Source organism: Providencia sp. NPDC089933 (assembly GCF_049545585.1).
Classification (GTDB): Bacteria; Pseudomonadota; Gammaproteobacteria; order Enterobacterales; family Enterobacteriaceae; genus Providencia; species Providencia huashanensis.
This window is the reverse complement of sequence record NZ_JBMWDT010000008.1, coordinates 203,296-227,363: the sequence shown is the minus strand read 5'-3', so window position 1 is coordinate 227,363 and position 24,068 is coordinate 203,296. Positions and strand designations below refer to the sequence as shown.

The 24,068-nt window shown below is 37.5% G+C and carries 20 protein-coding genes, 1 tRNA gene and 1 pseudogene; 11 read left to right on the top strand and 11 right to left on the bottom strand.

The window, feature by feature from the left end; all coding sequences use genetic code 11:
• Positions 1-180: 180 nt before the first annotated feature.
• The 8 genes from ACPEH5_RS13355 to ACPEH5_RS13320 all read right to left on the bottom strand — a co-directional run bounded on the left by ACPEH5_RS13355 (position 181) and on the right by ACPEH5_RS13320 (position 6,831).
• A complete protein-coding gene (locus ACPEH5_RS13355; RefSeq protein WP_042844568.1) occupies positions 181-717 on the bottom strand; it encodes a carbapenem self-resistance protein CarG family protein in 537 nt (178 codons plus the stop codon).
• Complete coding sequence (locus tag ACPEH5_RS13350; RefSeq protein ID WP_071548201.1) at positions 714-1,556, bottom strand: formylglycine-generating enzyme family protein; 843 nt, start codon at positions 1,554-1,556, stop codon at positions 714-716. Before ACPEH5_RS13350 ends, ACPEH5_RS13355 begins: the two co-directional genes overlap by 4 nt.
• 122 nt (positions 1,557-1,678) lie before the next feature.
• Positions 1,679-2,227 carry a hypothetical protein gene (locus ACPEH5_RS13345; protein WP_042844565.1) on the bottom strand — a complete coding sequence of 183 codons (549 nt, stop codon included), beginning with the start codon at positions 2,225-2,227 and terminating at the stop codon, positions 1,679-1,681.
• Positions 2,228-2,280: 53 nt separating this feature from the next.
• Positions 2,281-2,541, bottom strand: coding sequence for a 2Fe-2S iron-sulfur cluster-binding protein (locus ACPEH5_RS13340; RefSeq protein WP_042844563.1), 261 nt, complete (start codon positions 2,539-2,541; stop codon positions 2,281-2,283).
• Positions 2,534-3,691 carry a proline dehydrogenase family protein gene (locus ACPEH5_RS13335; RefSeq protein ID WP_052219293.1) on the bottom strand — a complete coding sequence of 386 codons (1,158 nt, stop codon included), beginning with the start codon at positions 3,689-3,691 and terminating at the stop codon, positions 2,534-2,536. The genes ACPEH5_RS13340 and ACPEH5_RS13335 overlap by 8 nt, the downstream gene beginning before the upstream one ends.
• A 42-nt stretch (positions 3,692-3,733) precedes the next feature.
• Complete coding sequence (locus ACPEH5_RS13330; protein WP_166687202.1) at positions 3,734-4,555, bottom strand: TauD/TfdA dioxygenase family protein; 822 nt, start codon at positions 4,553-4,555, stop codon at positions 3,734-3,736.
• Between the two features lie 15 nt (positions 4,556-4,570).
• Positions 4,571-5,323, bottom strand: a complete 753-nt coding sequence (locus ACPEH5_RS13325; RefSeq protein ID WP_042844560.1) for an enoyl-CoA hydratase/isomerase family protein — start codon at positions 5,321-5,323, stop codon at positions 4,571-4,573.
• A 2-nt stretch (positions 5,324-5,325) separates the two neighbouring features.
• A complete protein-coding gene (locus ACPEH5_RS13320; protein WP_166696650.1) occupies positions 5,326-6,831 on the bottom strand; it encodes an asparagine synthase family protein in 1,506 nt (501 codons plus the stop codon).
• Positions 6,832-7,588: 757 nt separating this feature from the next.
• Between ACPEH5_RS13320 and ACPEH5_RS13315 the strand changes: the two genes are divergently transcribed.
• The 4 genes and pseudogenes from ACPEH5_RS13315 to ACPEH5_RS13300 all read left to right on the top strand — a co-directional run bounded on the left by ACPEH5_RS13315 (position 7,589) and on the right by ACPEH5_RS13300 (position 11,883).
• Positions 7,589-9,538, top strand: a complete 1,950-nt coding sequence (locus ACPEH5_RS13315) for a PTS mannitol transporter subunit IICBA (RefSeq protein WP_166687200.1) — start codon at positions 7,589-7,591, stop codon at positions 9,536-9,538.
• 12 nt (positions 9,539-9,550) lie between these two features.
• Positions 9,551-10,711 carry a mannitol-1-phosphate 5-dehydrogenase gene (locus tag ACPEH5_RS13310; protein WP_042844555.1) on the top strand — a complete coding sequence of 387 codons (1,161 nt, stop codon included), beginning with the start codon at positions 9,551-9,553 and terminating at the stop codon, positions 10,709-10,711.
• A 95-nt stretch (positions 10,712-10,806) separates the two neighbouring features.
• Positions 10,807-11,340, top strand: a complete 534-nt coding sequence (locus ACPEH5_RS13305; RefSeq protein ID WP_042844554.1) for an MltR family transcriptional regulator — start codon at positions 10,807-10,809, stop codon at positions 11,338-11,340.
• 118 nt (positions 11,341-11,458) lie between these two features.
• Positions 11,459-11,883 (top strand): annotated as a pseudogene (locus tag ACPEH5_RS13300) (GNAT family N-acetyltransferase).
• Between the two features lie 131 nt (positions 11,884-12,014).
• Here ACPEH5_RS13300 and ACPEH5_RS13295 read toward each other — a convergent pair.
• A tRNA-Arg gene (locus ACPEH5_RS13295) sits at positions 12,015-12,089 on the bottom strand.
• A gap of 766 nt (positions 12,090-12,855) precedes the next feature.
• Between ACPEH5_RS13295 and mlaA the strand changes: the two genes are divergently transcribed.
• The gene (mlaA, locus tag ACPEH5_RS13290) at positions 12,856-13,608 is read left to right on the top strand and encodes a phospholipid-binding lipoprotein MlaA (protein WP_042844550.1); all 753 of its coding nucleotides are present in this window, start codon (positions 12,856-12,858) and stop codon (positions 13,606-13,608) included.
• Positions 13,609-14,173: 565 nt separating this feature from the next.
• On the opposite strand, the gene fadL is transcribed toward mlaA, so the two are convergent.
• On the bottom strand, positions 14,174-15,493 hold the full coding sequence (gene fadL / locus ACPEH5_RS13285; RefSeq protein ID WP_042844549.1) for a long-chain fatty acid transporter FadL: 1,320 nt from the start codon (positions 15,491-15,493) through the stop codon (positions 14,174-14,176).
• A 352-nt stretch (positions 15,494-15,845) separates the two neighbouring features.
• On the opposite strand from fadL, the gene ACPEH5_RS13280 reads away from it, so the two are divergent.
• From ACPEH5_RS13280 to sixA, 4 genes are all read left to right on the top strand, one after another.
• Positions 15,846-16,142, top strand: coding sequence for a YfcZ/YiiS family protein (locus tag ACPEH5_RS13280; RefSeq protein ID WP_080750863.1), 297 nt, complete (start codon positions 15,846-15,848; stop codon positions 16,140-16,142).
• 268 nt (positions 16,143-16,410) lie between these two features.
• Positions 16,411-17,730 (top strand): acetyl-CoA C-acyltransferase FadI, encoded by a 1,320-nt coding sequence (gene fadI / locus ACPEH5_RS13275; RefSeq protein ID WP_281110806.1) that lies wholly within the window; start codon positions 16,411-16,413, stop codon positions 17,728-17,730.
• On the top strand, positions 17,730-19,919 hold the full coding sequence (gene fadJ / locus ACPEH5_RS13270; protein ID WP_217008358.1) for a fatty acid oxidation complex subunit alpha FadJ: 2,190 nt from the start codon (positions 17,730-17,732) through the stop codon (positions 19,917-19,919). The genes fadI and fadJ overlap by 1 nt, the downstream gene beginning before the upstream one ends.
• 468 nt (positions 19,920-20,387) lie before the next feature.
• Entirely contained in the window at positions 20,388-20,870 is a 483-nt protein-coding gene (gene sixA, locus ACPEH5_RS13265) for a phosphohistidine phosphatase SixA (protein ID WP_042844543.1), read from the top strand.
• A 16-nt stretch (positions 20,871-20,886) separates the two neighbouring features.
• Here the strand turns inward: sixA and smrB are convergent, their stop codons facing one another.
• On the bottom strand, positions 20,887-21,429 hold the full coding sequence (gene smrB / locus ACPEH5_RS13260; protein ID WP_048607547.1) for an endonuclease SmrB: 543 nt from the start codon (positions 21,427-21,429) through the stop codon (positions 20,887-20,889).
• A 224-nt stretch (positions 21,430-21,653) separates the two neighbouring features.
• On the opposite strand from smrB, the gene hutI reads away from it, so the two are divergent.
• Together hutI and hutC are read left to right on the top strand one after the other, a co-directional pair.
• Positions 21,654-22,892 (top strand): imidazolonepropionase, encoded by a 1,239-nt coding sequence (gene hutI / locus ACPEH5_RS13255; protein WP_206227316.1) that lies wholly within the window; start codon positions 21,654-21,656, stop codon positions 22,890-22,892.
• 303 nt (positions 22,893-23,195) lie between these two features.
• On the top strand, positions 23,196-23,927 hold the full coding sequence (hutC, locus tag ACPEH5_RS13250; protein WP_370661201.1) for a histidine utilization repressor: 732 nt from the start codon (positions 23,196-23,198) through the stop codon (positions 23,925-23,927).
• The last annotated feature ends 141 nt before the right edge of the window (positions 23,928-24,068 follow it).

The following is a 24,068-nucleotide window of genomic DNA, read 5'->3' as shown; positions in this document are numbered from 1 at the left end:
ATTTGACGGGTTTTATAGAGAGGGGTAGTAAGGATTAGGGGACTTTAACCAGTAAGTAATAATAAAATGATTGATATCGTGAATTTATGATACTCACGATATGTGTTAAGCTAAGCTTGCAGCCTAAAACTATTACGACGCAGAAAATAATTAATTTAAGTACGCCGTAATATGATGATCTTATTTAAATAGCGCCATATCTAAAAATTTGAAAGCATCATCTACATTAAGGTATTTCTCAATTGTAATGTAGCTGCCAGTTGGTTGCCAATATAAATTAGAGACTCCAGGGTCTACCTCATTATTTGCTATTTTATAACGAATAAATTTTATTTGAGTATTATCACTTAAATCTCCACTGTTGTTATTATCTATAAATTTTGTTCCTTTAACCATATAATAATGGTTTTTATACTGATGTAATTCAAAATCAGAGATTTTAACCATAGATGCAGATAGGCTAAAATCGCTCCAAATAAACCCATTATCATCTGGAGTGGGAATGATTGACCATTTTTTGTTATCTTTCATAAAAATAGTCGCAGTGCGATTAGGGTGTGATGTATTATTGTCAAAGCTAGCTAAAAAAATGATGTCAGTAATACCATTATTATTAAGGTCTATATTATTTTGCCCATCTTTTAACATGACTAATGTGCTACTGTTGCTCATAAAGCTAGCTAATAATAATAAATAGATGAGTTTCTTAAGTTTCATTTGGTCGCACTCCGAACTAGTCTAAAACCAATGTCGGGCATAACAAAACCCGCGCTGTGAATATCACAACTTGATAAGCCTGCTGGTTGTAAATAGCTTCCACCACAGAAATAATACATTTCTGTGCCTAACACGGTTTCGCTATCATAGACCCATTCATATACGTTACCACTCATATCATAAATTCCTAGAGCATTCGCTTTTAATTTACCAACAGGACTGGTGCCGAATAGCTCTGTATTAGGTTCGGGAAACCAGGCAACTTCCTTTGCATTATTACTTCCGGAATAATAATGCCCATATGTACCATCAATTAGGCCATTATTTCCTCCTCTCGCTGCGACCATCCACTCTGCAATTGTTGGTAATCTATAACCATTGGCATTATTATTTATTGAAAAACTATATTGTGAGCTATCTCGCAAAATAGAATTATCTGCAATTATATAGGCAGGTTCTAGCCCCATTTTTTCACTCAATGCATTAGCAAACACAATCGCATCAGACCATTCAATATTAGTAATTGGATGGTCTTTATTATTTAAGTCAGATGTACGGCAGTCATCATAAAAGGAACCATTACAACCCTCATTTATCTTATAACCTTGTCCGTGTGCCCAATTAATAATCTCATCGTAAAGTTTGTAGGTTACTTCAGTATTCATAATAAAATAGCCATTAAGCTTGACATTTGAATTTGATTTATAATCATGATCACCAAAAACAGCACCTACGTAATAATCCCCTTGGTCAATATATACTTCTTGGAATAAAGAGGAGGATGCATGGGTACTCCAGATTGGTAAGATAAATAGAATTAGTGAAGCCAAGTATTTCATACTGTATTAAAATCCTATATGTTTAATTTAAGGGGCACTCTATTGAGAGATATTTAAACTAAAAAGTGAATACTTTTACGAAATTAGCTATTTTTGAAAACTTTAGAATAGTATGAGTAGATCTAATAAAATAGATCTAATTGATAAGGCTCACCTATAACTTTTATTGAACCTGCTGGGGTAGTCATAAAGTCTGCTTGATAACGTGCGTTATTAACCCCGGTAACAAGGTTGTCTAAATCTGTATGTGCCACTCTGATAGATTTATGTTTAGCCCATAGAGGAAGTTTGTCTATATAATAGTAAAAAATGACAGAAGTGTTACCGTTACCATCATCAATGATATTCTCAATTTTGTTAATGCGTACACGACCATAGCAGAAATCTCCATGCTTATTAAATTCAGTTTGTCCTTTCGTGGTTAGCTGCCAAATTTTTTGATTTGATATCCATTGCGATTTAGCTAGGCCTGCATCAACGAGTGCTTCCATTTGCGCATTTACCCACATCGACCCTCCTTTATTCATAGATACTGGCCATTGAGTTTCCCCTAAACATAAAGGTGGTTGCTTATCTAAAGCTTGCTGAATTAACATCATATATTTATCTGTGCTAGCAGCTTGGCTGAAGGTTGAAAAAATTAGACAACAGGCAAGCAAAAAATATTTCATGTTTAAATTCCTATCTTTAAAGTTTAATAAAAAATACTTAATAGCAAGCGCGGTTAAATCTGAATATCACCTTTTGCAAAGGAGCAACAAGTTAAAATAAAGCCGTTGGCAATATCTTCTTTGGATATACCACCAGAATGATCAAGCTTTACTTCACCTGAAATTAATTTAACTTTACATTTACCACAATGCCCAGCAGCACAATGATATTTTATTTTCACTCCATTTTTATAAGCACATTCTAGAATGGTTTCATTAGGCATAATAGTAAAGTTATTATTACCAATAATTAAGTGATAAGGTGCTTTACTCATGGTTTTTACCTACAATTCTGGATATTATTTCTTTTCGAATAAGTTTATTTTCATGACGAAAAGTCGTTATAGACACGGCATTTTCTTCTATTCGTCTAAGTAAGTAAGGTAAAGATTTTTCAAATGGCCCATATGGCAAATACTTACATACTCTAGCGCCATGTTTAACGGCATTGAGTGAAATGTGATCGCCTACGCCATACAATTGCCCTAACCAGTAATGGTGGTTTGTTAGCCGCGTATTCTCTAATATTTTGGAGATACTTGCTTTGTTATGGGTTGCAAAGAAGGGGGTGAAATTTTCAATATTAATCGCAATAAACTCAATGATAGCATTGTAGTTGTCGTCTGTAGCCGGTTTTGAGGTGAAGAAATGGTTGCTTGCAGAATCGTTTCGTTGGAGTTCTTCTTCTAAATAGGCGCCACGGACTAATTTTATACCTATTTTTATGTTGTGTTTTATTGCCAACTTATTCATTAGTTGGATGAACTCATAAGATGATTTTTTATAGCATTGTAATGTTAGTGTAATAACAGCTTTTTCCTTATTGTATTTGAGCATATTTTCTATAGCGATTTTATCGATAATAGGTTGGAACCATGATTGCTCAGCATCAATCATGACACATACTGACATTTGTTTTGCATAAGCAAAAATTTGGTTGTATCTGCTGAGTACTTTTTCCCAAGCAGGTTGATATATTAGAAAATCATGGTCGTTTTTAATTTTAGCCTGATATACGGTGATTGACCCCAGCGATGATGGTTTTACTACAACGTAGGGCATATGGTTTGTACTACTGGCGAGTTCGATTAACCTAAGTGTAGAATTGACGGCCTCATCAAAAAATGAAGCATCCTCTTCACCTTCGACAGCATAGTCTAGGACACTTGATATATTGTTTTTTGCTAACATACCAGTGACATCCTTGGCTTGCTCGAGTGTTTCACCACAAAAATAGATCCCATTTAATTTATTGGTAATTATTTTTATATTTCTTTTGACCATTAGCTTTAGTATATAGATAGAAAGGCGTTTAGTTATTTTGTAGGTTAAAAGTAGTGTTACTATATATTTTATGCAAAGTGTCGTAGTGGTATAGCGAAAATAAATTGATAATGTCTTTGAGTTCATTTCATTAATTTCCATATTGGCTAGCCAGTTATTCACCTAGCTAGCGTTTAAATAAACTTAAAGATCTGCCGTTTGTCCACGGTAGAGGCGGCGAATAATTTTATCGTCATTAAATTCTTCACGTTCATGAATAACTCTTCGGTTATCCATAATGAGCAAATCACCATTTTCCCAATAGTGCTTGTAGTAGTAACGTGGTAACTTCATAAATGCGCTTAACTCAGTAAAAAACCTTTGAGTTTCATCCTTAGTAAACCCAACGATTCGGGGTTCCCAGCTAGCGGGTTGGTCGGTATCAAATGGGAAGTAAATTAGCATTTTTCTCACCCATCCCAAATCGGTAAAGACAGGGACTTTAAACCATCCCGCAGGTGAAACATCAACATAGTAGCCATGTTCCAATACTCTGACTTCGAAAGTTTCATTTTCGAGTACTTGACGTAAATGGTTCGGCATTTCATTGCAGGCAAGGACGTGATCACAAATTGTTGTTGAGCCACGAAACTTCATATTTTTAATTTCTACCGCATATAAGAATACTTGATCTACTTGTGAGAGTAACAAGCCTCCGTCAGCGTGGAAGGGTAACTGCCCACGACCGGTAACTATTTTTCCTTTTTCACCATCTAGTTTTAGGGTGTCGCGGTAGCCAAATCCGACATCTATTTTTTCATCTGCATACTCAACAATCGTGCCATATTTGCCGTATATATCACGAAATTCATTAGCATCGATATTCAGTTTATTTACAATTAAGAAGCCTTGGCGCATTAACAGATGTTTAATACTGTTGGTATCCGAATTAATAAAATGACTTGCCGACATTTTTGCACCGAAGCCAGTTGGCATAGCAGGTAACCATTGCAGATTATTATTCATAAAATCCCTTATAAATTAATAGTTTTTACCGAGTATTTTTTGGAAATGTTCTTGAGCATCTTTCGCAGCGAAGGCGTTTTTATGTACTAACTTAGATTGCTCTCTGGTTTTTTCTAATACTTTAATAAAGCTCTTATTCATCAATTTCTTAGTATTACCGAAAGCTGCTGATGGGTATTTCGATAATGCATTAGCCTGCAATAAGGCAGTTTTTAAAAGATGCGAGCTTGGTGTTACTTGATTGGCAATGTGATATTGATGACATTGGGTCGCGGAAAGTTTTTCGCATTCAAAAACAATTTTTTTCATCAAAGAGTGACCATGTGTAAACTCAAGTATTGCTGCACCAACAGAACAGCCAATACCATGTTTTAACTCCGGCATGATAAATTGCGCTTGGTCAGACATAACACGATAGTCAAACATCATTGCGAACTGGAACCCCATACCGATGGCATAACCATCAATAGCTGCAATTGTTGGTTTGCTAACATTTAAAACAGCTTGATACAGATCGATTACGCGGTCTATCCAGCGTTCGACTTCAACTCCTCCAGAAAGTGCTTTGACTTCATTGAAGTCACCTCCTGATGAGAAGGAGCGACCTACACCACCGTAGACGACAATAGATTTAATGCGGCTATCTTCTTCGGCTTTAACCAGCGCATGTTTAATTGCATTTTCTAGCTCTTCACTGAATGGATTATGTTTATTTGTATGATCCAATGTTAATAAACGAGTCGATTCAAAATCTTGCTCAATAATCATCTTTAAATCCTCTTCATTATTTCACGTAGTTTCGTTGGCGTGGCTTCATCAATGGTGAGTCTCCCAGTCAAAAACTCCTTATAAACCGCATAGCTAAATCGAGTTTTTGCTTGGTAGTTGGTGGCGCTGGTACCAATGATATTGGCAAAGGATTGGTTGACAGAGGAGCCCTCGTGAATACCTATTTTTTTACGCCAAACAATTTCTTTTGGAATAAGATGCAGATTATCGGTATATTCGCGGAGGATATTTTTAACCTCCTGATCTCTGATTTTAAAATCAGGGTTTAAATTTTTACATAGGGATATTAGGCCATTATTCCAAAATGGATGATATACGTTTAGCCCATAACTATTGGCTCCATGAGTAGAGAATTCCCCCGTCCATTTGGTTCTATAAACTTGTTCAGCAAGGATATTATTGGGGTTTTGATAATCTTTTAATGGGTTTAATATTCCCCCAAAAAGTAAATCGGAGCCATATCCAGTTAAGAGTGAGTTAACTTTACCTTGTGCCAATTTATAAACGTTAAATAACCCTGATTGGATTTCTGATGATAAACCATCAAAAATTTCATTATGATAAATAGCGTTAATTACACCATTAATTATCTCATCGTCACTCAATATTTTAACTTCATGTTCCGTTCCTAAGGCGTTAGAAACAATTTGAGCAAATTCAAACTCATTACTTAATTCGCTACCAATAGACCAAGTTTTTACTTTTTTAAAGTATTGGCAGGCTAAAGCAGTGACAAGACTAGAATCTAGCCCGCCAGATAGTGGAATACCAATAGATTCATTATTATCAACAAGTCTAGAGATGGAATACCTCATTTCCATATCAATTAAATGGTATAGAACATCTTTTTTCAGTGTTATGATATTTTTATTTGTGGGGGTAGCAAGTTGTCTACTTTCAATATAAGGGTAATTTTGTTCATCATGGGTGATTGTGTTTATCGTTCCTGGTTTTAACCGAATAACATTTCTAATTGGCGAGAATGTATCTGTTTTGAATGTATTTTCGATGATTTCATGTTCAGGAGAAAAATCAAAAATTTTTTCTCCTTCTAAGTTACCTACAATTTTTAAGCAATTAGTAATCCAAAATTGTTCAGCTTTTACTACATTAATAAGGTTTAAGCCGCGTGATTCGGTAATCACTTCAATCGTACCGTTATGATATTCGATAAATAAACAAAAATCTCCTTCAGCTAGATAAATAGCGGTATCCCCTAGCTTTTCTCTTAATAAGCAAAGTATTTCAATTTCGTTAAGTGCCCAAGTACTTCCTTCTATTTTACCGAGAATTGATTTTAGCACTGATATATTATAAATATTACCGAACAAATATGCAGTGTAATAAGCTGTCTCATATTGAATGATGGTAGTGTTATTTTTAGATATTAAAATGCCAGTTGATATATTTGTAATATGGAATTCATTACTTAAACGACTTAATTTATTTTCTGAACAGGTGCGGGTAAAACAAAACTCAGTGCTCAAAGTCTAATCCCTCATAATGTATTATTATCAGAAAAAACAAAATTGATATATTTTTGACCATATAAACCTGATTAATAAATGGCGTTAAGATTTTTAACAAACAAAAAATAAATTTGCAATGATAAATAGTGGTTTTATTAATTTAAGTTAGGGTTAACTCACATTTTTTTTACTTAATTTAATATTTTATATGTTTCATATATGTATTTTTTCGATAGAATTTTAAATAATTTGATAATTGAAATTTACGGGTTAAATAATGGAAATATATTTGTGGTAAGAGTTATTGTTAGAGTTTATGGTGAGATAATAAACTTTGATAGAAAATGAGTTTTAGTACCTATTAGCTCATTGCTAATTTTTAGCCTAAGGAATAAGGACAGTAGTTTGTAATTTTATTACAAACTGGAGAGTTATCAGATTGAAAAAATGATGGGTGTACCACAATTTAGTTATATTTAGTGATAGTGATCACTAATTTAAAATAAACACGCTTTCTTATTGCGTGATGTGAGTCACAAATTTCTAGTTTTTAGCGTTAAAAATAGCCAGTGTAATTAAGCTACATGTGATTTGCGTGATCAATATCACTATAAAGGTGGGGGAGGTGGGGGTATAAGCGTGATCGGGGTCACAGAGAGCCCGCGTGGTACGCATCTGATAAACGGCATGTTAGAGTGAAAGTGTTGAAAAAATCACTGACGTTATTTGGCGATAACGTTATGACCTTATCATTCTCGTACCACGGGGTTCTATCATGGTAACATCAAATATCAAATTAAAGGTACAGAATTTTGGGCGTTTCCTGAGTAATATGGTTATGCCTAATATTGGTGCTTTTATCGCTTGGGGTTTAATTACAGCGTTATTTATCCCTACAGGCTGGTGGCCTAATGAAACACTAGCTCAACTTGTTGGCCCAATGATCACTTATTTATTGCCACTTTTAATCGGTTATACCGGGGGGCGTTTAGTGGGTGGTGAGCGGGGTGGGATTGTCGGTGCAATCACTACCATGGGAGTGGTGGTTGGGGCGGATATGCCAATGTTCATGGGGGCAATGATTGCGGGGCCATTAGGTGGTTTCGCAATTAAGCGTTTTGACCGCTGGGTTGATGGAAAAGTCAAAACAGGTTTTGAAATGCTGGTGAATAACTTTTCCTCTGGCATCATCGGTATGTTGCTAGCTATATTAGCCTATCTTGCTATTGGCCCATTAGTGGCTGGCTTGTCTAAAATATTAGCTGCGGGTGTGAATGTAATGGTAGAAAACAATTTACTACCACTTACGTCAATATTTGTTGAGCCTGCAAAAATATTGTTTCTAAACAATGCAATCAACCATGGTATTTTCTCTCCGCTCGGTATCCAACAAGCGGCCGAAACGGGCTCATCGATTTTCTTTTTAATTGAAGCAAACCCAGGGCCCGGGCTAGGTGTTTTATTAGCTTACATGTTTTTTGGTAAGGGAAATGCCAAACAATCAGCACCTGGGGCAGCAATAATCCACTTTTTTGGTGGAATTCATGAGATCTACTTCCCATATGTATTAATGAATCCTCGGTTAATTCTTGCTGTTATTCTAGGTGGAATGACAGGGGTATTTGTTATGAACCTTTTTAATGCTGGTTTAGTTTCTCCTGCTTCACCAGGGTCTATATTTGCAGTTCTACTGATGACACCGAAATCATCATTAGTTGGGGTTATTCTATCGGTTACAAGTGCTACGGTAGTTTCTTTCCTAGTTTCAGCCATTTTATTGAAAAGAACCCGAGTTGGTGATGAAGATGAGCTTGATAACGCAACCAAAAAGATGCGTGATATGAAAACGCAATCAAAATCACCAGTAAAGGTTTCTAGTCACCAAAACGCACCACTTAATTTTATGGGAGTGCGTAATATCGTCGTAGCATGTGATGCAGGGATGGGGTCCAGTGCTATGGGAGCTGGTGTATTAGCTAAAAAAGTACAGGATGCAGGTTTATTGGATATCTCAGTCACGAATATGGCTATTAATGATTTACCCGATAATGTTGATATTGTTGTGACTCATAAAGACTTAACAGAAAGGGCTAAATTATTTGCACCCAATGCGATGCACATTTCTTTAACAAACTTTTTAGATAGCCAAACATATAATAATTTAGTCACGAATTTAATTGCTAAAAAAAATCCTAAGGCAGCCAATGATGGGCGTTTAATTAAACAGACTATTATGGCAGCAAATGATGAATCTTATGAAATTGCTGAACATGAAGATGCTTTATTTACTTTAAGTGCTAAACATATTCATTTAAACCTAACAGCAGAAAATAAAACGCAAGCCATTCGCTTTGCGGGGCAAAAGTTAGTTGAAGGTGGATATGTTGAGCCTGATTATATTGATGCCATGTTAGCAAGAGAGAAATTAACTTCAACGTACCTTGGTGAATCTATTGCGGTGCCACATGGCACTATAGAAGCTAAAGACCGTGTTTTAAAAACCGGTATTGTGATTTGCCAATACCCTGAAGGGGTGCAATTTGGTGAAGAACCTGATGAGGTTGCTCGTTTAGTCATTGGTATTGCCGCGCAAAATAATGAGCATATTGAAGTGATCACGCGAATCACTTCCGCACTTGATGAAGAGGGTGTTATTGAACGTTTATGTGAAACGCAAGATGTTCAAGAAGTGCTCGAAATTTTAGCATCTCAAAGTGCAGCGTAAGGGGGAATAGCAATGAAAGTCATTCATTTTGGAGCAGGAAATATAGGTCGTGGCTTTATTGGCAAACTACTAGCGGATGCGAATTCACAAGTGACTTTTACCGATGTTAACCAGCCGCTAATTGACCAATTAGCCCACAGACAATCTTATCAAGTTCATATTGTTGGGCAAGAAAATCGTATTGAAAAAGTTCAGCATGTCCATGCTGTTAATAGTAATGATCCAAAAACCATTGAATTTATTGCTATGGCTGACATGGTGACAACGGCAGTAGGCCCCCAAGTTCTTGAAAAAATAGCCTCGACATTAGCGAAAGGTATTATTTATCGTGAAGAATTAGGGAACACCCAACCACTCAACATTATTGCTTGTGAAAATATGGTTAGGGGAAGTAGTCAATTAAAACAGCATGTGTTGGCACAATTACCAGAGAAACTACACCAATGGGTTGAACGACATATTGGTTTTGTGGATTCAGCTGTTGACCGTATTGTGCCACCCATGGAGGCGGCTAATGATGACCCCCTTGATGTTACTGTTGAGTCTTTTAGTGAGTGGATTGTCGATCAAACTCAGTTTATTGGCGAGATCCCTACCATTAATGGAATGGAGCTAACTGATAATTTGATGGCGTTTATCGAACGTAAGTTATTTACATTAAATACAGGGCACGCCATTACCGCATATTTGGGGCAGTTATATGGTTGTCAAACAATTAGCGATGCGATTGCTGAACCAAAGATTTATACTGTGGTTAAATCTGCGATGGAAGAAAGTGGGCAAGTATTAATTCAACGTTATGGCTTTAATGAAGAAACCCATTGCCAATATATTGATAAAATATTAACTCGTTTCGCAAACCCTTATTTAAAAGATGATGTTAACCGTGTGGGGCGTCAACCAATACGTAAGCTGAGTCCAAATGATAGGCTAGTTAAGCCACTATTAGGTACACTTGAGTACCAATTACCTAATAAAAATCTGATTATAGGTATTGCTGCTGCATTACATTTTAGGTGTGATAGTGACCCGCAAGCGAATGAGATGGCAAAACGTATCAATGAAAACGGGGTTTACCAAGCAGTTATTGAATTTTGTGCATTAGCGCAATATCCACAGGTTGTTGAAAAAATTTGTTCTCAATACCAATTAATGATGTTGAGTAACCAGTAATATTACGGATAATAAATTAATTATTGAGGTTCGTTCACTTTATAGCTATCAGTAAATTAGTAACGAGCTGTATAGCTGTAAAGTGACAAAAAATTATTATGGAAAATAAACAAAACATTGAAAATCAAATTCTTGAGCGATTAAATGGGCGCCCTGAAGTACATCTTTTTTTTCAAGAGGTTGTTTCGTTAATTACACAAGCTATTGATAAATTAATGTTAAAAGTGTTTAGAAAGGATGATTATGCAGTAAAATATGCAGTTGAGCCTCTTTTAACAGGGAGTGGGCCATTAGGTGAACTATCTGTTCGTTTAAAGTTATTATTTGCTTTAGGCGCAATTACTCGAGAAACCTATGAGGATATTGAGTTATTTCTTGCTTTAAATCAGTCATTATTATCAAGTGATTTAAATTTAGATTATATTGATGATGAAATTTTAGGCAGTATTAAAATGCTTCATTGCATGGGGCCTTTACCTGAAATGATGCGCTTTGATCAACCAGAAGATATGGTTGATACACAGCTTATAGAATTACAAAAGCAACGTTTTCAGCAAATGATTAAATCATCACTTGTATTATCAGTGACGGCACTTATTACTCAAATAATAGAAACGGATGTATTTTAAGCTAATGAATCAATATCCGCATATTTATTTAGTTACTATGCTACATTTTATTATTTATCAATTGAAATTAATATGATTATATAATCCATTTTATTAAATGGTTATTAGGATGTATTAAATGAATATTGTTGTTACGCAGACGTCACTCCTGCAGATAAAGATGAACTTCTTAATGGTTTACGCAGCTTTAATGTCCAATTTTTAAACCCAGAACGTTTTAGTTCATTAGGCGTTTTTTTTAAAGATAATGATGGTGTAATGGTTGGCGGTTTGCTTGCTGAGGTTAAAGCTAACTGGCTTTGTATAGATTTTTTATGGGTTAGTGAAAAGGCAAGAAATGAAGGGTTAGGTCGAAAGTTGATGTGCGCTGCTGAGCAAGAGGCTGTAAAAGTAGGTTGTCTTCATGGTTTAGTTGATACATTCAGTTTCCAAGCCTTGCCATTTTACGAAAAACTTGGCTATGTAAAACAAATGTCACTCCCCGATTTCCCAGAAGCAGGTATGCAGAGGCATTATCTTACTAAAGCTAAATTGAGTAGTTAGTGCCCTTATAATGGCTATCTGATGTAACTATGCAAACTCACTTTACCCTTTCTATATTTCACTGAGGTTAGTGTTAACTTGCTGTAAATATAGATTTTTTATGGTTGCGGTAAGGAGGGATCTCTTGTTTATGGTGTCCCCTGCAGGAATCGAACCTGCAACTAGCCCTTAGGAGGGGCTCGTTATATCCATTTAACTAAGGGGACTTTCGACGTGTCACTGGATGAGTTTGGCATTTTACTGTTCACTTCTAATTGAATCAAGTCGTTACGTATAATAAATTGAATTAATTGCACACAATGGCGTTTTTGTACAATTTTCATGCTAAATTTTATCTGTTTATGATTACGGATTAGCCTTTTCTATATATCAGCATACAAGCAAAATTTCTTTCGATGCTTCTAATGAATTAATTGAATGTTTTTCAATAAAGATACAAGCTCTAATATCGTGGCTATGGTTAGTGTTCAACATAGATTGAATGTATTGTAGTTAGTTATAATCGCGGTCTTATAAATCAAGATGATATGGTTTAACTCAAATAGTTATTGTCTGAATAAAAAATGCACTAATCACTGTCCCATTGGTATAGTAATTGTCTTAGGTGCATTAATTATACTAATGAATATTGGTTTGGTTGGTCGTAAAAAGACGATTAAATATAATGGGGTCAGAAGCTAAATATTGAGTATGTTTTTTAACTTATAATGCGATTGATAGGCGTAATAAATCGTATTTCTATATATAATAATTTGATTACCCTATAAAATATAATAATGCTTATCTGTAGTTTGGACTAATTGTTCAATATTCTTATAATAACAAGATGATTAAATAAGGTATAATTTATATTTAAGTAATCAAATCACTCAAAAAGGTTAACAAAATCCCTTTTTTAGCCTTACTATAATCGTATTCATTATTACAGTGGAAAGTGCCGTAGCAGGACGGTGCAGGGAATGGAGAAGTGTTATGAAGTTTCGCATGACGGGCGTCTTTCTGGCTGGAGTGTTAATTGCAGGTTGTGCAAGTAACATTGATCCAGAAACTCATGAGCGTTCAGACCCATTAGAAGGTTTTAACCGAGCGATGTTTAATTTCAACTATAACGTCTTAGACCCTTATGTCTTAAGGCCGGTTGCTGTTGCTTGGAATGATTATGTACCAATGCCTGCTCGTAATGGATTAACTAACTTTTTTGTCAACCTTGAAGAACCCGCAAGTATGTTGAATAGTTTCTTGCGTGGTGAAGTCACCCAAGGTTTTAAACATTTTAACCGGTTTTTCCTTAACACCGTGTTTGGGATGGGGGGCTTAATTGACGTTGCGTCGATGGCTAACCCGCAATTAGCAAAAGAAGAGCCTAAACGCTTTGGTAATACATTAGGTTATTATGATGTAGGTTATGGGCCATATGTAGTTCTGCCTGGCTATGGTAGTGCTACACCGAGAGAACAAGGTGGTGACCTTGCTGATAGTTTATACCCAATGTTAAGTTATCTGACATTTTGGATGTCGGCGGGTAAGTGGGCACTTGAAGGTATTGAAACTCGAGCGAGATTGTTGGATTCTGATGGGCTGTTGAAAAATTCTTCAGACCCGTACTTGATGTTACGTGAAGCGTATTTCCAACGGAACGATTTCTTATCGAGTGGTGGGGCATTGAATGCGACAGAAAACCCAAATGCAGCCGCAATTGAGGACCAGCTCGATTCTATAGACTAATAGATTGATATGGTCATGGAAGGTTTATCACTCTCTTGTATCCGTTTGATACTAGAGAGTGATAAATAAAAAACTAATCATTGTCTTGCTTTCCTCGTTGAGAGACGGTGTCAATCAAGGCGATTACCCCTAATACACCAATAAAGCCTATAGTAAATAGTGTTCCCATAAAAACCCCCTACGTTTTTGTCATTGTTGCCTCTTTGTATTTTCACAGCTATTACTAGCGTTAAGATATAGCATTATTAATACAGTTTGATGAAACAGCTCATATTTTGTGTGTATGAGTAAGTATAAGATACATACTTAAGTTGTGCTTGCAAATAAGAACATTCAGAGAGTAACTGTTAATTTTATGATATATAAAGCGATTTATCTTAAACTTGTAAAGTTTTGAAAGCTAATTGTAGATGACGAAATGAATAGAATGAAACTAACCTATTTAACAATTAATTTACATGTAATGACAGCTGAGGTCAAGATGAAATTTTAATTAGGGAGTGAAGGTGTGGGAGGTAAGTGAGTATCAGGGATGTTTCCGCTGATACTCACTAAAATTAATAAATTAGAAAGCGTAGTTAAAGTTTACACCATATAACCAAGCGGAACCTTCAGATTTGAAGTTATAAACAGGGGAACCAGGTCGTTCCAGCAATTTTTCACTGATATTGACTTTCTTACCATGCATATAAGAAATCCCCACATCGACAGAGGCATTTTCATTGAATGCATAAGTTGTACCAGCACTTAACCAGTAGCGGTCTTGGTCTGGGATAGAAATTGAACGGTATTCTGAACGTACAGGTGTCTGGTCATAGGCGATACCGGTACGGAATGTCCAGTTATCATCATAGAAATAAGTAGTACCTAATGCTAAACGCCATGCATCTTTAAAATGCTCTGGTTTATGGAATAACTCTCTACCATCACTTTTTTGGTAGGCGGTTAATTCTTTAAATTCACTCCAGCCTGTATAAGCTACACTATAGTGTAGAGCCCATTTAGGTGCGACTTTGTGGTAACCTGAGAATTCCCAAACGTCAGGTAGATTAAGGTCTAATTTACCTTTAACTTTTTCGCCGCCCGTACCGTATAGGTCTGGTATTCCTTTAGGAATATCATTTGAGAATTTTCCATCTTCAAACTTAACTTTAACTTTAGAACGGTAGCTTAAACTTAAGCGGTTATCATCATTAATTTCGTATAAGATACCCGCATTCCAACCATAACCCCAATCATCACCTGTCAATTTTGCCATAGTGGTGCTGCCAGGAAAGGCCGGTAATTGCCCTTGACTAATAATTGGTGCTAGAGCACCTAAATCACCCGCATGCCGAGTGATTTCTGCATCAGCATAGACTGCATTAACACCTAAGCCAAAACTGAAATTATTATTAACACGGTATGCGCCACTTAAATTTAAGTTAACAGTTTTTAGATCTGTTTTACCGCCAATAGGGCCCGCAGCATAGTTTTTATTAAAATCAGTTGCTAAACCAAAGTTAGTGGTCATTGAAGTCCCAACTGCCCATTTATCATTAACTGGAAAAATAAAGTGAGCATTCGGTACAACAGCACTCGGTGCGATATCGTTTGCTGTCGTATTGCTACCCAATGGTGAGCCACCTTTACCTTTAATATCAACACTTGGGTCAATATATACAGCACCGACAGACAGAGAAGGGCGATCAAACAACATCATGGCTGCAGGGTTACGGCTTCCCTCACTTGCGTTGTCGCCCATTGCACCAGCCCCAGAAAACGCGCGCCCCAGTGCAGATGTGGAATATTCATTAAGCAAAAAACCAGCTGCACCTGCGTTGGAGGAGACGATTGCCACTGCTATTGCTAAAGCTGATCTAGAAAACAGGTTTTTCTGGCTCATGACCAAAACCCTCTTATGTTTTATTTGAATAAAGCGACTTCTATCGCAAGAAGCGCAGAATTGTAGGGTCCCTTGCCGCTATGACAAATCAGACCAGTTACTAGAGTATAGGTCTGACCACCTGATATGTTGCAAGCTTGTTTTGTGTTTATTTCGATTCCGTTTGCAAAAATGCGACACATTTAACAAAATGGCAACATAAAATGACCAATTAAGAGTAATAAACAAGCAAGCGCGGGGTAAGATCAAACTTATGTTTAATTTTTAGTGATATATTTTGATACACACTAGTTTTTAGCACTTTTTAAGCGTTATGATAGCAACTTAACAGTTTGTTTATTTGGAGAGTAAAATGACTGATGCGATTAACCGTTGTAGCGCGGATGAGACAGCAGCATGCTGTTGTGTGGATGTAGGAACAGTGTTAGATAACAAAGACTGTACCGCATCGTATCAGCATGTTTTCGCCACACAGGGAGAAGCGGAGTCCATGTTGAAAACACTCACAGACAAAGCAAAATCTGTTGAGTCAGACCCTTGTGTTATTACCCATTCTATCAATGCGGTAGAGGGTGGCGTTGAATTGAATGCTGAATTTACTTTTAGTTGCGAAGCAGAAAGTCTGATTTTTCAGTTAGGCCTTCGTTAATCAAACGTTTGAATCTATCCTAATTGACCTTTTATCACCAAGAATATAGCCTTTAGGCAAATTCAGTGTGGTAAAAGGTTTATCTTGTCTTTTTTTATCACATCTTTTCCATCCTATTTTTACTCTAAGTTGCGTGTTTGCTCGCATTTTTTATCAATAGCCATTGATAAATGTGAATATTATGTTAACAATCATTACAGGTCAGACCTCTTTGGGTCGGTAGTGAATAATCTAACTATATTTCATTTTGCTTTTAGCAGGAGCGACCATGAATCAACATTCCCACCATGGTGAAAAAACATATCCAACAAAAGAAAGGATCGCCATTGTGAGTGGTTTACGCTTACCATTTGCAAAGCAGTCTACCGCATATCAAGGGATTGCAGCTGTTGACTTAGGCAAAGCGGTTGTTGCCGAGTTATTAGCGCGTAGTGACTTAGATAAAAACCTAATTGAACAACTTGTTTTTGGGCAAGTTGTTCAAATGCCAGAAGCCCCTAATATTGCGAGGGAAATAGTCCTTGGAACGGGAATGAGTGTCTCAACAGATGCTTATAGTGTATCTCGTGCCTGCGCAACAAGCTTTCAAGCGATCGTTAATGTAGCTCAAAGTATGATGGTAGGGGATATCTCTGTTGGGGTTGCTGGTGGTGCTGACTCATCCTCTGTTCTTCCTATCGGGGTATCGAAAAAATTAGCAGCGACCTTATTAGCATTAAGCAAAGCTAAATCTGTTGGGCAAAAACTGTCACTAATAGCAAAATTACGCTTAAAAGACCTACTGCCTGTTGCGCCGGGGGTTGCAGAGTACTCCACAGGGCTTCGCATGGGGGATACTGCTGAACAAATGGCTAAAAGCTATCATATCAGTCGGGAACAACAGGATGAACTCGCGCATCGTTCGCATTTATTAGCGGCAAAAGCATGGGAAAATGGTGCTTTAAATGATGAGGTTATGACGGCATATATGCCGCCTTTTAAACAAGCCTACTCACAAGATAATAATGTTCGCGCTAATTCAGTTCTATCATCATACGCTAAGCTAAAACCTGCGTTTGACCGTAAGCATGGCAGTGTCACTGCGGCTAATAGTACACCACTGACTGATGGTGCAGCAGCAGTATTAATGATGACAGAGTCACGAGCAAAAGCACTAGGTTACATCCCTTTAGGTTACATTCGCAGTTATGCCTTTGCTGCAATTGATGTATGGGAAGACATGCTATTAGGCCCATCTTATGCCACACCCATTGCATTGAAACGGGCAGGGCTGTCTTTACAAGATTTATCTTTGATTGATATGCATGAAGCTTTTGCTGCACAAACGCTGGCGAATATACAAATGTTTGGTAGCCGTAAGTTTGCACAAGAAAAACTAGCAATGAGCAATGCAATTGGTGAAATTGATATGGATAAATTTAATGTGTTGGGCGGCTCTATTGCTTATGGGCATCCTTTTGCGGCAACAGGGGCGCGGATGGTTACGCAAACTTTAAATGAGCTGCGTAGACGGGGTGGTGGTTTTGGGTTGACCACTGCATGTGCGGCTGGTGGTTTAGGTACTGCAATGATCTTAGAGGTGGAATAATGACACAAAATTCTACTACTGAATTGGCGATAGGGGCTATTCAACCCGCGTTTAAATTAGAAATTTACAATGAAAATGTTGGGGTTATTTTCATTGATGTGCCTGAAGAAAAGGTCAATACATTAAAAGCTGAATTTGCTGAACAATTCCTTGCCATTTTACAAAAAGCACAATCCACTTCGGGGTTAAAAGGTTTAGTCATTACCTCAGGGAAAAAAGACAATTTTATTGCTGGTGCGGACATCAGCATGATTGCGAATTGTGAAACTAAAGCGCAAGCAAGCGAGTTGTCAAAGGAAGGCCATACATTATTTGATAAAATTGATAATTACCCTTTACCTATTATTGCCGCTATTCATGGTGCATGTTTAGGTGGTGGGTTAGAGCTTGCATTGGCTTGCCATGCTAGGGTTTGTTCGAATGATAGTAAAACCAAGCTAGGGGTGCCTGAAGTACAATTAGGGCTATTGCCTGGCTCAGGTGGAACCCAACGATTACCTCGGTTAATCGGTATCCCACATGCTTTGGATTTAATGCTAACAGGTCGGCAATTAGGTGCAAAACAAGCACTAAAAATGGGGTTAGTGGATGACGTTGTGCCGCAATCCATATTGTTAGATGTCGCGGTTAACATGGTTAAAAAAGGGGGCATTAAACGTCCTGCTATTCATTGGCAACAACGGTTATTAAGCAGCCGATTACTGCGTAATAAAGTGTTTCAAAATGCCAAGCAAAAAGTATTAAGTAAAACAAAAGGCCATTATCCTGCACCTGAAAAAATAATTCATGTTGTGAAAACAGGGATGAATAAAGGCTTGAAAGCTGGGTATGCAGAAGAGGCGAAAGCTTTCGGCGAACTGGTGATGACACCAGAGTCGGCTGCATTGCGTAGTTTATTTTTTGCCGTCACTTCATTGAAAAATGAATCCGGTGCACAAGCCAACCCATTGCCAATTAATAAAGTGGGGGTATTGGGTGGTGGCCTCATGGGGGGAGGGATAGCTTACGTTAGTGCATTTCAGGGGAAATTACCTGTCCGTATTAAAGATATTTCAGAGAAAGGTGTTGCCCAAGCACTACGTTATAGCTGGGATCTACTCACTCAGAGGGTAGTTAAGCGGCGGTTATTAGCACGAGAACGAGCGGCTGTAATGGCTAAAATATCAGGGACGTTAAGTTATCAAGGGCTTGAAAACTCAGATATCATTATTGAAGCTGTTTTCGAAGATTTAGCATTAAAGCGAAAAATGGTTACTGATGTTGAAAAAATGTCGGCCAAACAAACAATTTTTGCATCTAATACATCATCATTACCTATTCATCAAATTGCGGCTAATGCAGCACACCCTGAAAAGGTTATTGGTTTACATTATTTTAGCCCAGTCGATAAAATGCCGCTGGTGGAAGTGATCCCTCACCAGCAGACGGATGAAACAACCATAGAGACAGTGGTTGCCTTTGCGAAACGCCAAGGTAAAACGGCGATTGTTGTCGGGGACGATGCCGGTTTTTATGTGAACCGGATTTTAGCGCCTTATTTATGTGAGGCAGCTCAATGTCTTGTTGAAGGTGAGTCTATTGAACAAATCGACCGCGCTTTGGTTGAGTTCGGTTTCCCTTTGGGGCCTTTTAATTTGCTGGATGAGGTCGGTATTGATGTCGGAACCAAAATTTTACCTATTTTAGTCGAGCGCTTTGGTGAGCGTTTTAATGCACCTGATTTACTTGATAAAGTTGTCAAAGACGGGCGTAAAGGTAAGAAAAACAGCAAAGGGTTTTATGAATACGGTCATTCTTCAAGCAAACTGTTGTTTTGGAAAAAAAACAGCAAACGGCAAGTGGATAAAACCATTTATTCACTAATAGGGGTAACGCCAAACAGCCGATTGAGTAAAGCGGATATTGCACAGCGTTGTGTTATGATGATGCTCAATGAGGCGGCCCGTTGCTTAGATGAAAATATCATTCGAAATGCACGTGACGGTGATGTAGGGGCTGTATTTGGTATTGGTTTCCCACCTTTTTTTGGTGGCCCATTTAGGTATATGGATAGCTTAGGTATCGCTAAAACGGTAGAAACATTACGTTCTCTCGCCGCGCGTCATGGTGAGAAGTTTCAACCTTGTGAGCTATTGTGTGAGATGGCTGAAAAAAAACATACTTTTTTCTCAGTTAACACTGACAAGTAGCTTCGCTTACATGATGGGATAACGATTACTGAATTATGGTTTTCCCCGTGGTGTAAAAATATTTTAAAAATTAATAAGATAATAATATAAACCTGATACTAATACGTTTTGCTTGGTGTCAGGTTTTTTATTATGCGTGTCATACCCTTTATTTTCCAATGGGCTTTATCGCAAAAGTTAGGCTAAAAGAGGCAAGTTTATTTTTGGGCATAAGGTGAGAGGTGTTAATTACCTAATGGGCGGTAGAGATAGTATAAGGTGATTTATAACCGATTGTTTTTAAGATATAACTTTTTTTTATGCATATTTTTCAGATAAAACATCAACAAAAATCTACCCAAATCATTTTCTTTGCTGGCCATTTCATGCAGAATCACACTTTACCCCAACTGATGGTTATTTTTACAACAATTACCTTAACAAAAAGAATAGTCACTTTAATTAAGTAGGCTACTCAGATGGTGGATTATGCAAGTTTATATTATGCGTCATGGCGATGCAGCGATACAGGCAGCAAGCGACGCTGCTCGCCCATTAACACAAAAGGGAAAAGATGAGTCAGTTTTAATGGCTCAGTGGTTACAAAATCAAGGGGTCAAAATTGATTGTGTATTGGTGAGCCCTTATTTAAGGGCTGAGCAAACACGTGAAGTGGTTAGCCAACATCTTAACATACCAAGCAAATTTGAAGTGTTAGAGCAATTGACACCAGGAGGGAATGCCGTTTTTGTTGCTGATCATATCCGTGACCTTGCGGTGATCGGTGCCAATGCTATATTAGTTGTTTCTCACTTGCCATTGGTGGGTTATTTGGTGTCTGAATTGTGCCCACACAAAGAACCACCAATGTTTACCACATCAACTATTGCTTGTATTGAAATTGATGTGGCACACCAGAAAAGCCACGTTGAATGGATGTTGAGCCCATCGCAATTATTATTTGCAAAGTAAAATATAATATGAGCGCTTAACGACGAGCGCTCTCCATCGTTTCTATAAGTAATAATAGAGCAGCATTTCCCCCCCATTCTTTAGGGGCTTGGTGAAAAGCAATAATATCAGGGTGCTGTGCAAGCCATAATGGTGTTTGTTGTTTTAAAACGTGTTTCCCATGACCATGCATGATACAAGCACAATAAACATTTTCACGTTTACAGGCGGCAATCAAAGCGCCAATTTCTTGTTTCGCTTCCATTTGTGTTAGGCCATGCAAGTCTAAAAATAATTCAGGGACGTAGTCACCACGCCGCAATTTTTTTAGTTCATAAGGGTTAGAATCTGGCCTTAAATAACGGGTTGGGCCTTCCTCTTGTAGCTGAGGCTGAAATTCATCCGAAAAATAAAATGAAGCATCAACTTGCTCTTGGATAACCTTCTTACTTGAGGGTTGGGTTACTTTTGCTCGAATAGGCGCGTGTAGGACTTGGTCCTGACGAATTTTTTTTGCGCCATTAATGGCTTCTTTAAAGAGACGAATATCTTCATCTTCAAGTCCAAATTTGTTTTTCATAATTTTAATAACATTTTGGCGATTAATCTTTCTGGTCGTTAGTGTAACCCATTTTTTCGGTCAATGGAGACAATTGCAAATTATTGGTGTTATGTAACAAATTTATAACCTTTTATCGAGTAAGCATTGACAACAGGGGGGTAGCTAGTCTAATTGTATATACATATCTATACTTTCATTAATGAAATGAATAAAACCGACGTTGGCAACAATAGGAAAAGCTAATGGTATTTAAAACTCTCCCGCAAGATATAGTTTGGCGTAATGGCCGCATTGCAACAATGAGTACAGGATCAGCAGCACCGTATGGGCTAGTCGAAAATCATGATTTAATTGTTCGTGATAAGCAAATTATTGCCATTGTCCCTACTAAAGATACTGAAATTAACGACTGCCAAATTATTGATGTTAAGGGTAGGTTAATTACCCCTGGTTTAATTGATTGCCACACTCATTTAGTTTTTGGTGGTGACCGTGCCGCGGAATGGGAACAAAGAATGAATGGCGTTTCCTATGAAACCATTAGTGCTCAAGGAGGTGGAATAAACTCCACTGTCCGTGAGACACGAAAAATGAGTGAGGACGCGTTGTTTTGCCGTGCTAAACCGAGGCTCGAAGCATTAATTCGCGAGGGTGTGACGGCAATTGAAATGAAGTCAGGCTATGGCCTTGATTATGAAAATGAAGAGAAACAATTAAAAGTTGCTAAGCGCTTAGCCGCGGAATATCCAATTTCAGTGAGTTCAACATTGTTATCTGCACATACTGTGCCTGAAGAATACAAAGGCCAGTCTGATCAATACATTGAATTAATTTGTCAAAAAATCATGCCCGAGCTGTGGAAAAAAGGTCTATTTGATGCCGTTGATGTATTCTGTGAAAGCGTTGGTTTTTCTCTTAAGCAAAGTGAAAAGTTATTTGCCGCCGCTCAGCAGTTGGGTATCCCAGTAAAAGGCCATGTTGAACAACTATCAAATTTAGGTGGCAGCGAATTGGTTGCTCGCTACCATGGTCTATCTGTTGATCATATTGAATATTTAGATCTTGAAGGAATACGTGCGCTAAAAGTGAGCGGGACAGTTGCAGTATTATTGCCAGGTGCTTTTTATTTTCTAAGAGAAACTAAACTGCCACCTATTGAATTATTACGCGAACACCAAGTTCCGATGGCTGTTTCAACCGATTTTAACCCAGGAACAAGCCCATTTGCATCATTACGTATGATTATGAATATGGCGGCTGTGTTATTTAAGTTAACACCAGAAGAAATTTGGGCAGGCGTGACCCGCCATGCTGCAAAAGCGTTAGGGCGAGAAGATACTCATGGGCAATTAGCGCCGGGGTTTATTGCCAATTTTGTGGTGTGGAATGCGCAAGAACCTGTGGAAATGATATATGAGCAAGGCAGTAACCCCTTGTATTTACGAGTATATGAAGGGGAAATTACCCACCGTAATCCATAATCTTGGTCAGTATTAATATAAAAAATCATTTAAATTGAGCTAATAATAGCCATAATTAATAATATATTGGTTGCTGTATGTAATGTATGTATTCATTATGTATAGCAACTCTATGATTATTTTTGTTTGTTGTTATTAAAATCTCATCGCGTATTTATACCGTTAATGGGGTATTAAATGTGATGCTTTTATTCACGACTGTCAGGATAAAAAATGCCCGATAGTACTAAGCTAAAGTTACATTTTGTGACGTAAAATAGCCTATACATCCTTCAGATTTTAATGATTAAATTGGAAAACACTGTGACAGCCAATAAAAAAGATAAATCAGGAACGCCAGTTCCCTTATATTTGCAAGTTAAGCAGTCTATTATTGAGAAAATTCACACTGCACAATGGCAGGCAAATGACCGTATTCCATCTGAAGCTGAGCTAGTCTCCCAATTTCAATGTAGCCGAATGACAGCAAACCGTGCTGTCCGTGAATTAACAGCTGAAGGGTTATTAGTTCGCTTGCAAGGCGTTGGGACTTTTGTTGCAGAGCCTAAGGGGCAATCCGCATTATTCGAAATACACAGCATAGAAGCGGAGATCCTTGCGAGGGATCATAAATATAGTTGCCGTATAATTAAGCTTGAAGAAATACAAGCGTCATCAGCATTGGCGAGTGAACTTAATATTAGTCTAGGAGCCCCTGTTTTTCATTCTATCATTGTACATTTAGAAAATGATGTCCCTGTTCAAATCGAAGATAGGTATGTTAATGCTCTAGCGGCGCCTGATTACTTACAGCAAAACTTTTTATCTATTACTCCCCATGATTATTTATCTCAGGTCGCACCATTGACCCAAGGTGAGCACATTGTGGAAGCGATCGAGGCAGATGAACGGGCTGCAAGGTTATTGCAAATTAATGTAGGTGCATCCTGCTTGCTGATTACTCGTCGTACTTGGTCTCAGTCATTTATAGTCACCAGTACAAAATTATTGTTCCCCGGTCATCGTTATAAACTCAAAGGCAGTTTTTCCTCTTAGTTTTTATTAAAAAATAGGCGGGGTTGTATTAATACAAATTTCCGCTTTGCGCCTTACACACTCTCTCCATCACGTTTTTTTTGTTTTTTCATGTAAAATTATTGTGAATTTAATGTGATCTCACAGGCAAATTTAGAATAA

What these genes read in the sequence shown, in the direction of transcription:
- ACPEH5_RS13355 (WP_042844568.1), bottom strand. Translation starts at nt 717, where the DNA reads ATGAAACTTAAGAAACTCATCTATTTATTATTATTAGCTAGCTTTATG.
- ACPEH5_RS13350 (WP_071548201.1), bottom strand. Translation starts at nt 1,556, where the DNA reads ATGAAATACTTGGCTTCACTAATTCTATTTATCTTACCAATCTGGAGT.
- ACPEH5_RS13345 (WP_042844565.1), bottom strand. Translation starts at nt 2,227, where the DNA reads ATGAAATATTTTTTGCTTGCCTGTTGTCTAATTTTTTCAACCTTCAGC.
- ACPEH5_RS13340 (WP_042844563.1), bottom strand. Translation starts at nt 2,541, where the DNA reads ATGAGTAAAGCACCTTATCACTTAATTATTGGTAATAATAACTTTACT.
- ACPEH5_RS13335 (WP_052219293.1), bottom strand. Translation starts at nt 3,691, where the DNA reads ATGGAAATTAATGAAATGAACTCAAAGACATTATCAATTTATTTTCGC.
- ACPEH5_RS13330 (WP_166687202.1), bottom strand. Translation starts at nt 4,555, where the DNA reads ATGAATAATAATCTGCAATGGTTACCTGCTATGCCAACTGGCTTCGGT.
- ACPEH5_RS13325 (WP_042844560.1), bottom strand. Translation starts at nt 5,323, where the DNA reads ATGATTATTGAGCAAGATTTTGAATCGACTCGTTTATTAACATTGGAT.
- ACPEH5_RS13315 (WP_166687200.1), top strand. Translation starts at nt 7,589, where the DNA reads ATGGTAACATCAAATATCAAATTAAAGGTACAGAATTTTGGGCGTTTC.
- ACPEH5_RS13310 (WP_042844555.1), top strand. Translation starts at nt 9,551, where the DNA reads ATGAAAGTCATTCATTTTGGAGCAGGAAATATAGGTCGTGGCTTTATT.
- mlaA (WP_042844550.1), top strand. Translation starts at nt 12,856, where the DNA reads ATGAAGTTTCGCATGACGGGCGTCTTTCTGGCTGGAGTGTTAATTGCA.
- fadL (WP_042844549.1), bottom strand. Translation starts at nt 15,493, where the DNA reads ATGAGCCAGAAAAACCTGTTTTCTAGATCAGCTTTAGCAATAGCAGTG.
- ACPEH5_RS13280 (WP_080750863.1), top strand. Translation starts at nt 15,846, where the DNA reads ATGACTGATGCGATTAACCGTTGTAGCGCGGATGAGACAGCAGCATGC.
- fadI (WP_281110806.1), top strand. Translation starts at nt 16,411, where the DNA reads ATGAATCAACATTCCCACCATGGTGAAAAAACATATCCAACAAAAGAA.
- fadJ (WP_217008358.1), top strand. Translation starts at nt 17,730, where the DNA reads ATGACACAAAATTCTACTACTGAATTGGCGATAGGGGCTATTCAACCC.
- sixA (WP_042844543.1), top strand. Translation starts at nt 20,388, where the DNA reads ATGCAAGTTTATATTATGCGTCATGGCGATGCAGCGATACAGGCAGCA.
- smrB (WP_048607547.1), bottom strand. Translation starts at nt 21,429, where the DNA reads ATGAAAAACAAATTTGGACTTGAAGATGAAGATATTCGTCTCTTTAAA.
- hutI (WP_206227316.1), top strand. Translation starts at nt 21,654, where the DNA reads ATGGTATTTAAAACTCTCCCGCAAGATATAGTTTGGCGTAATGGCCGC.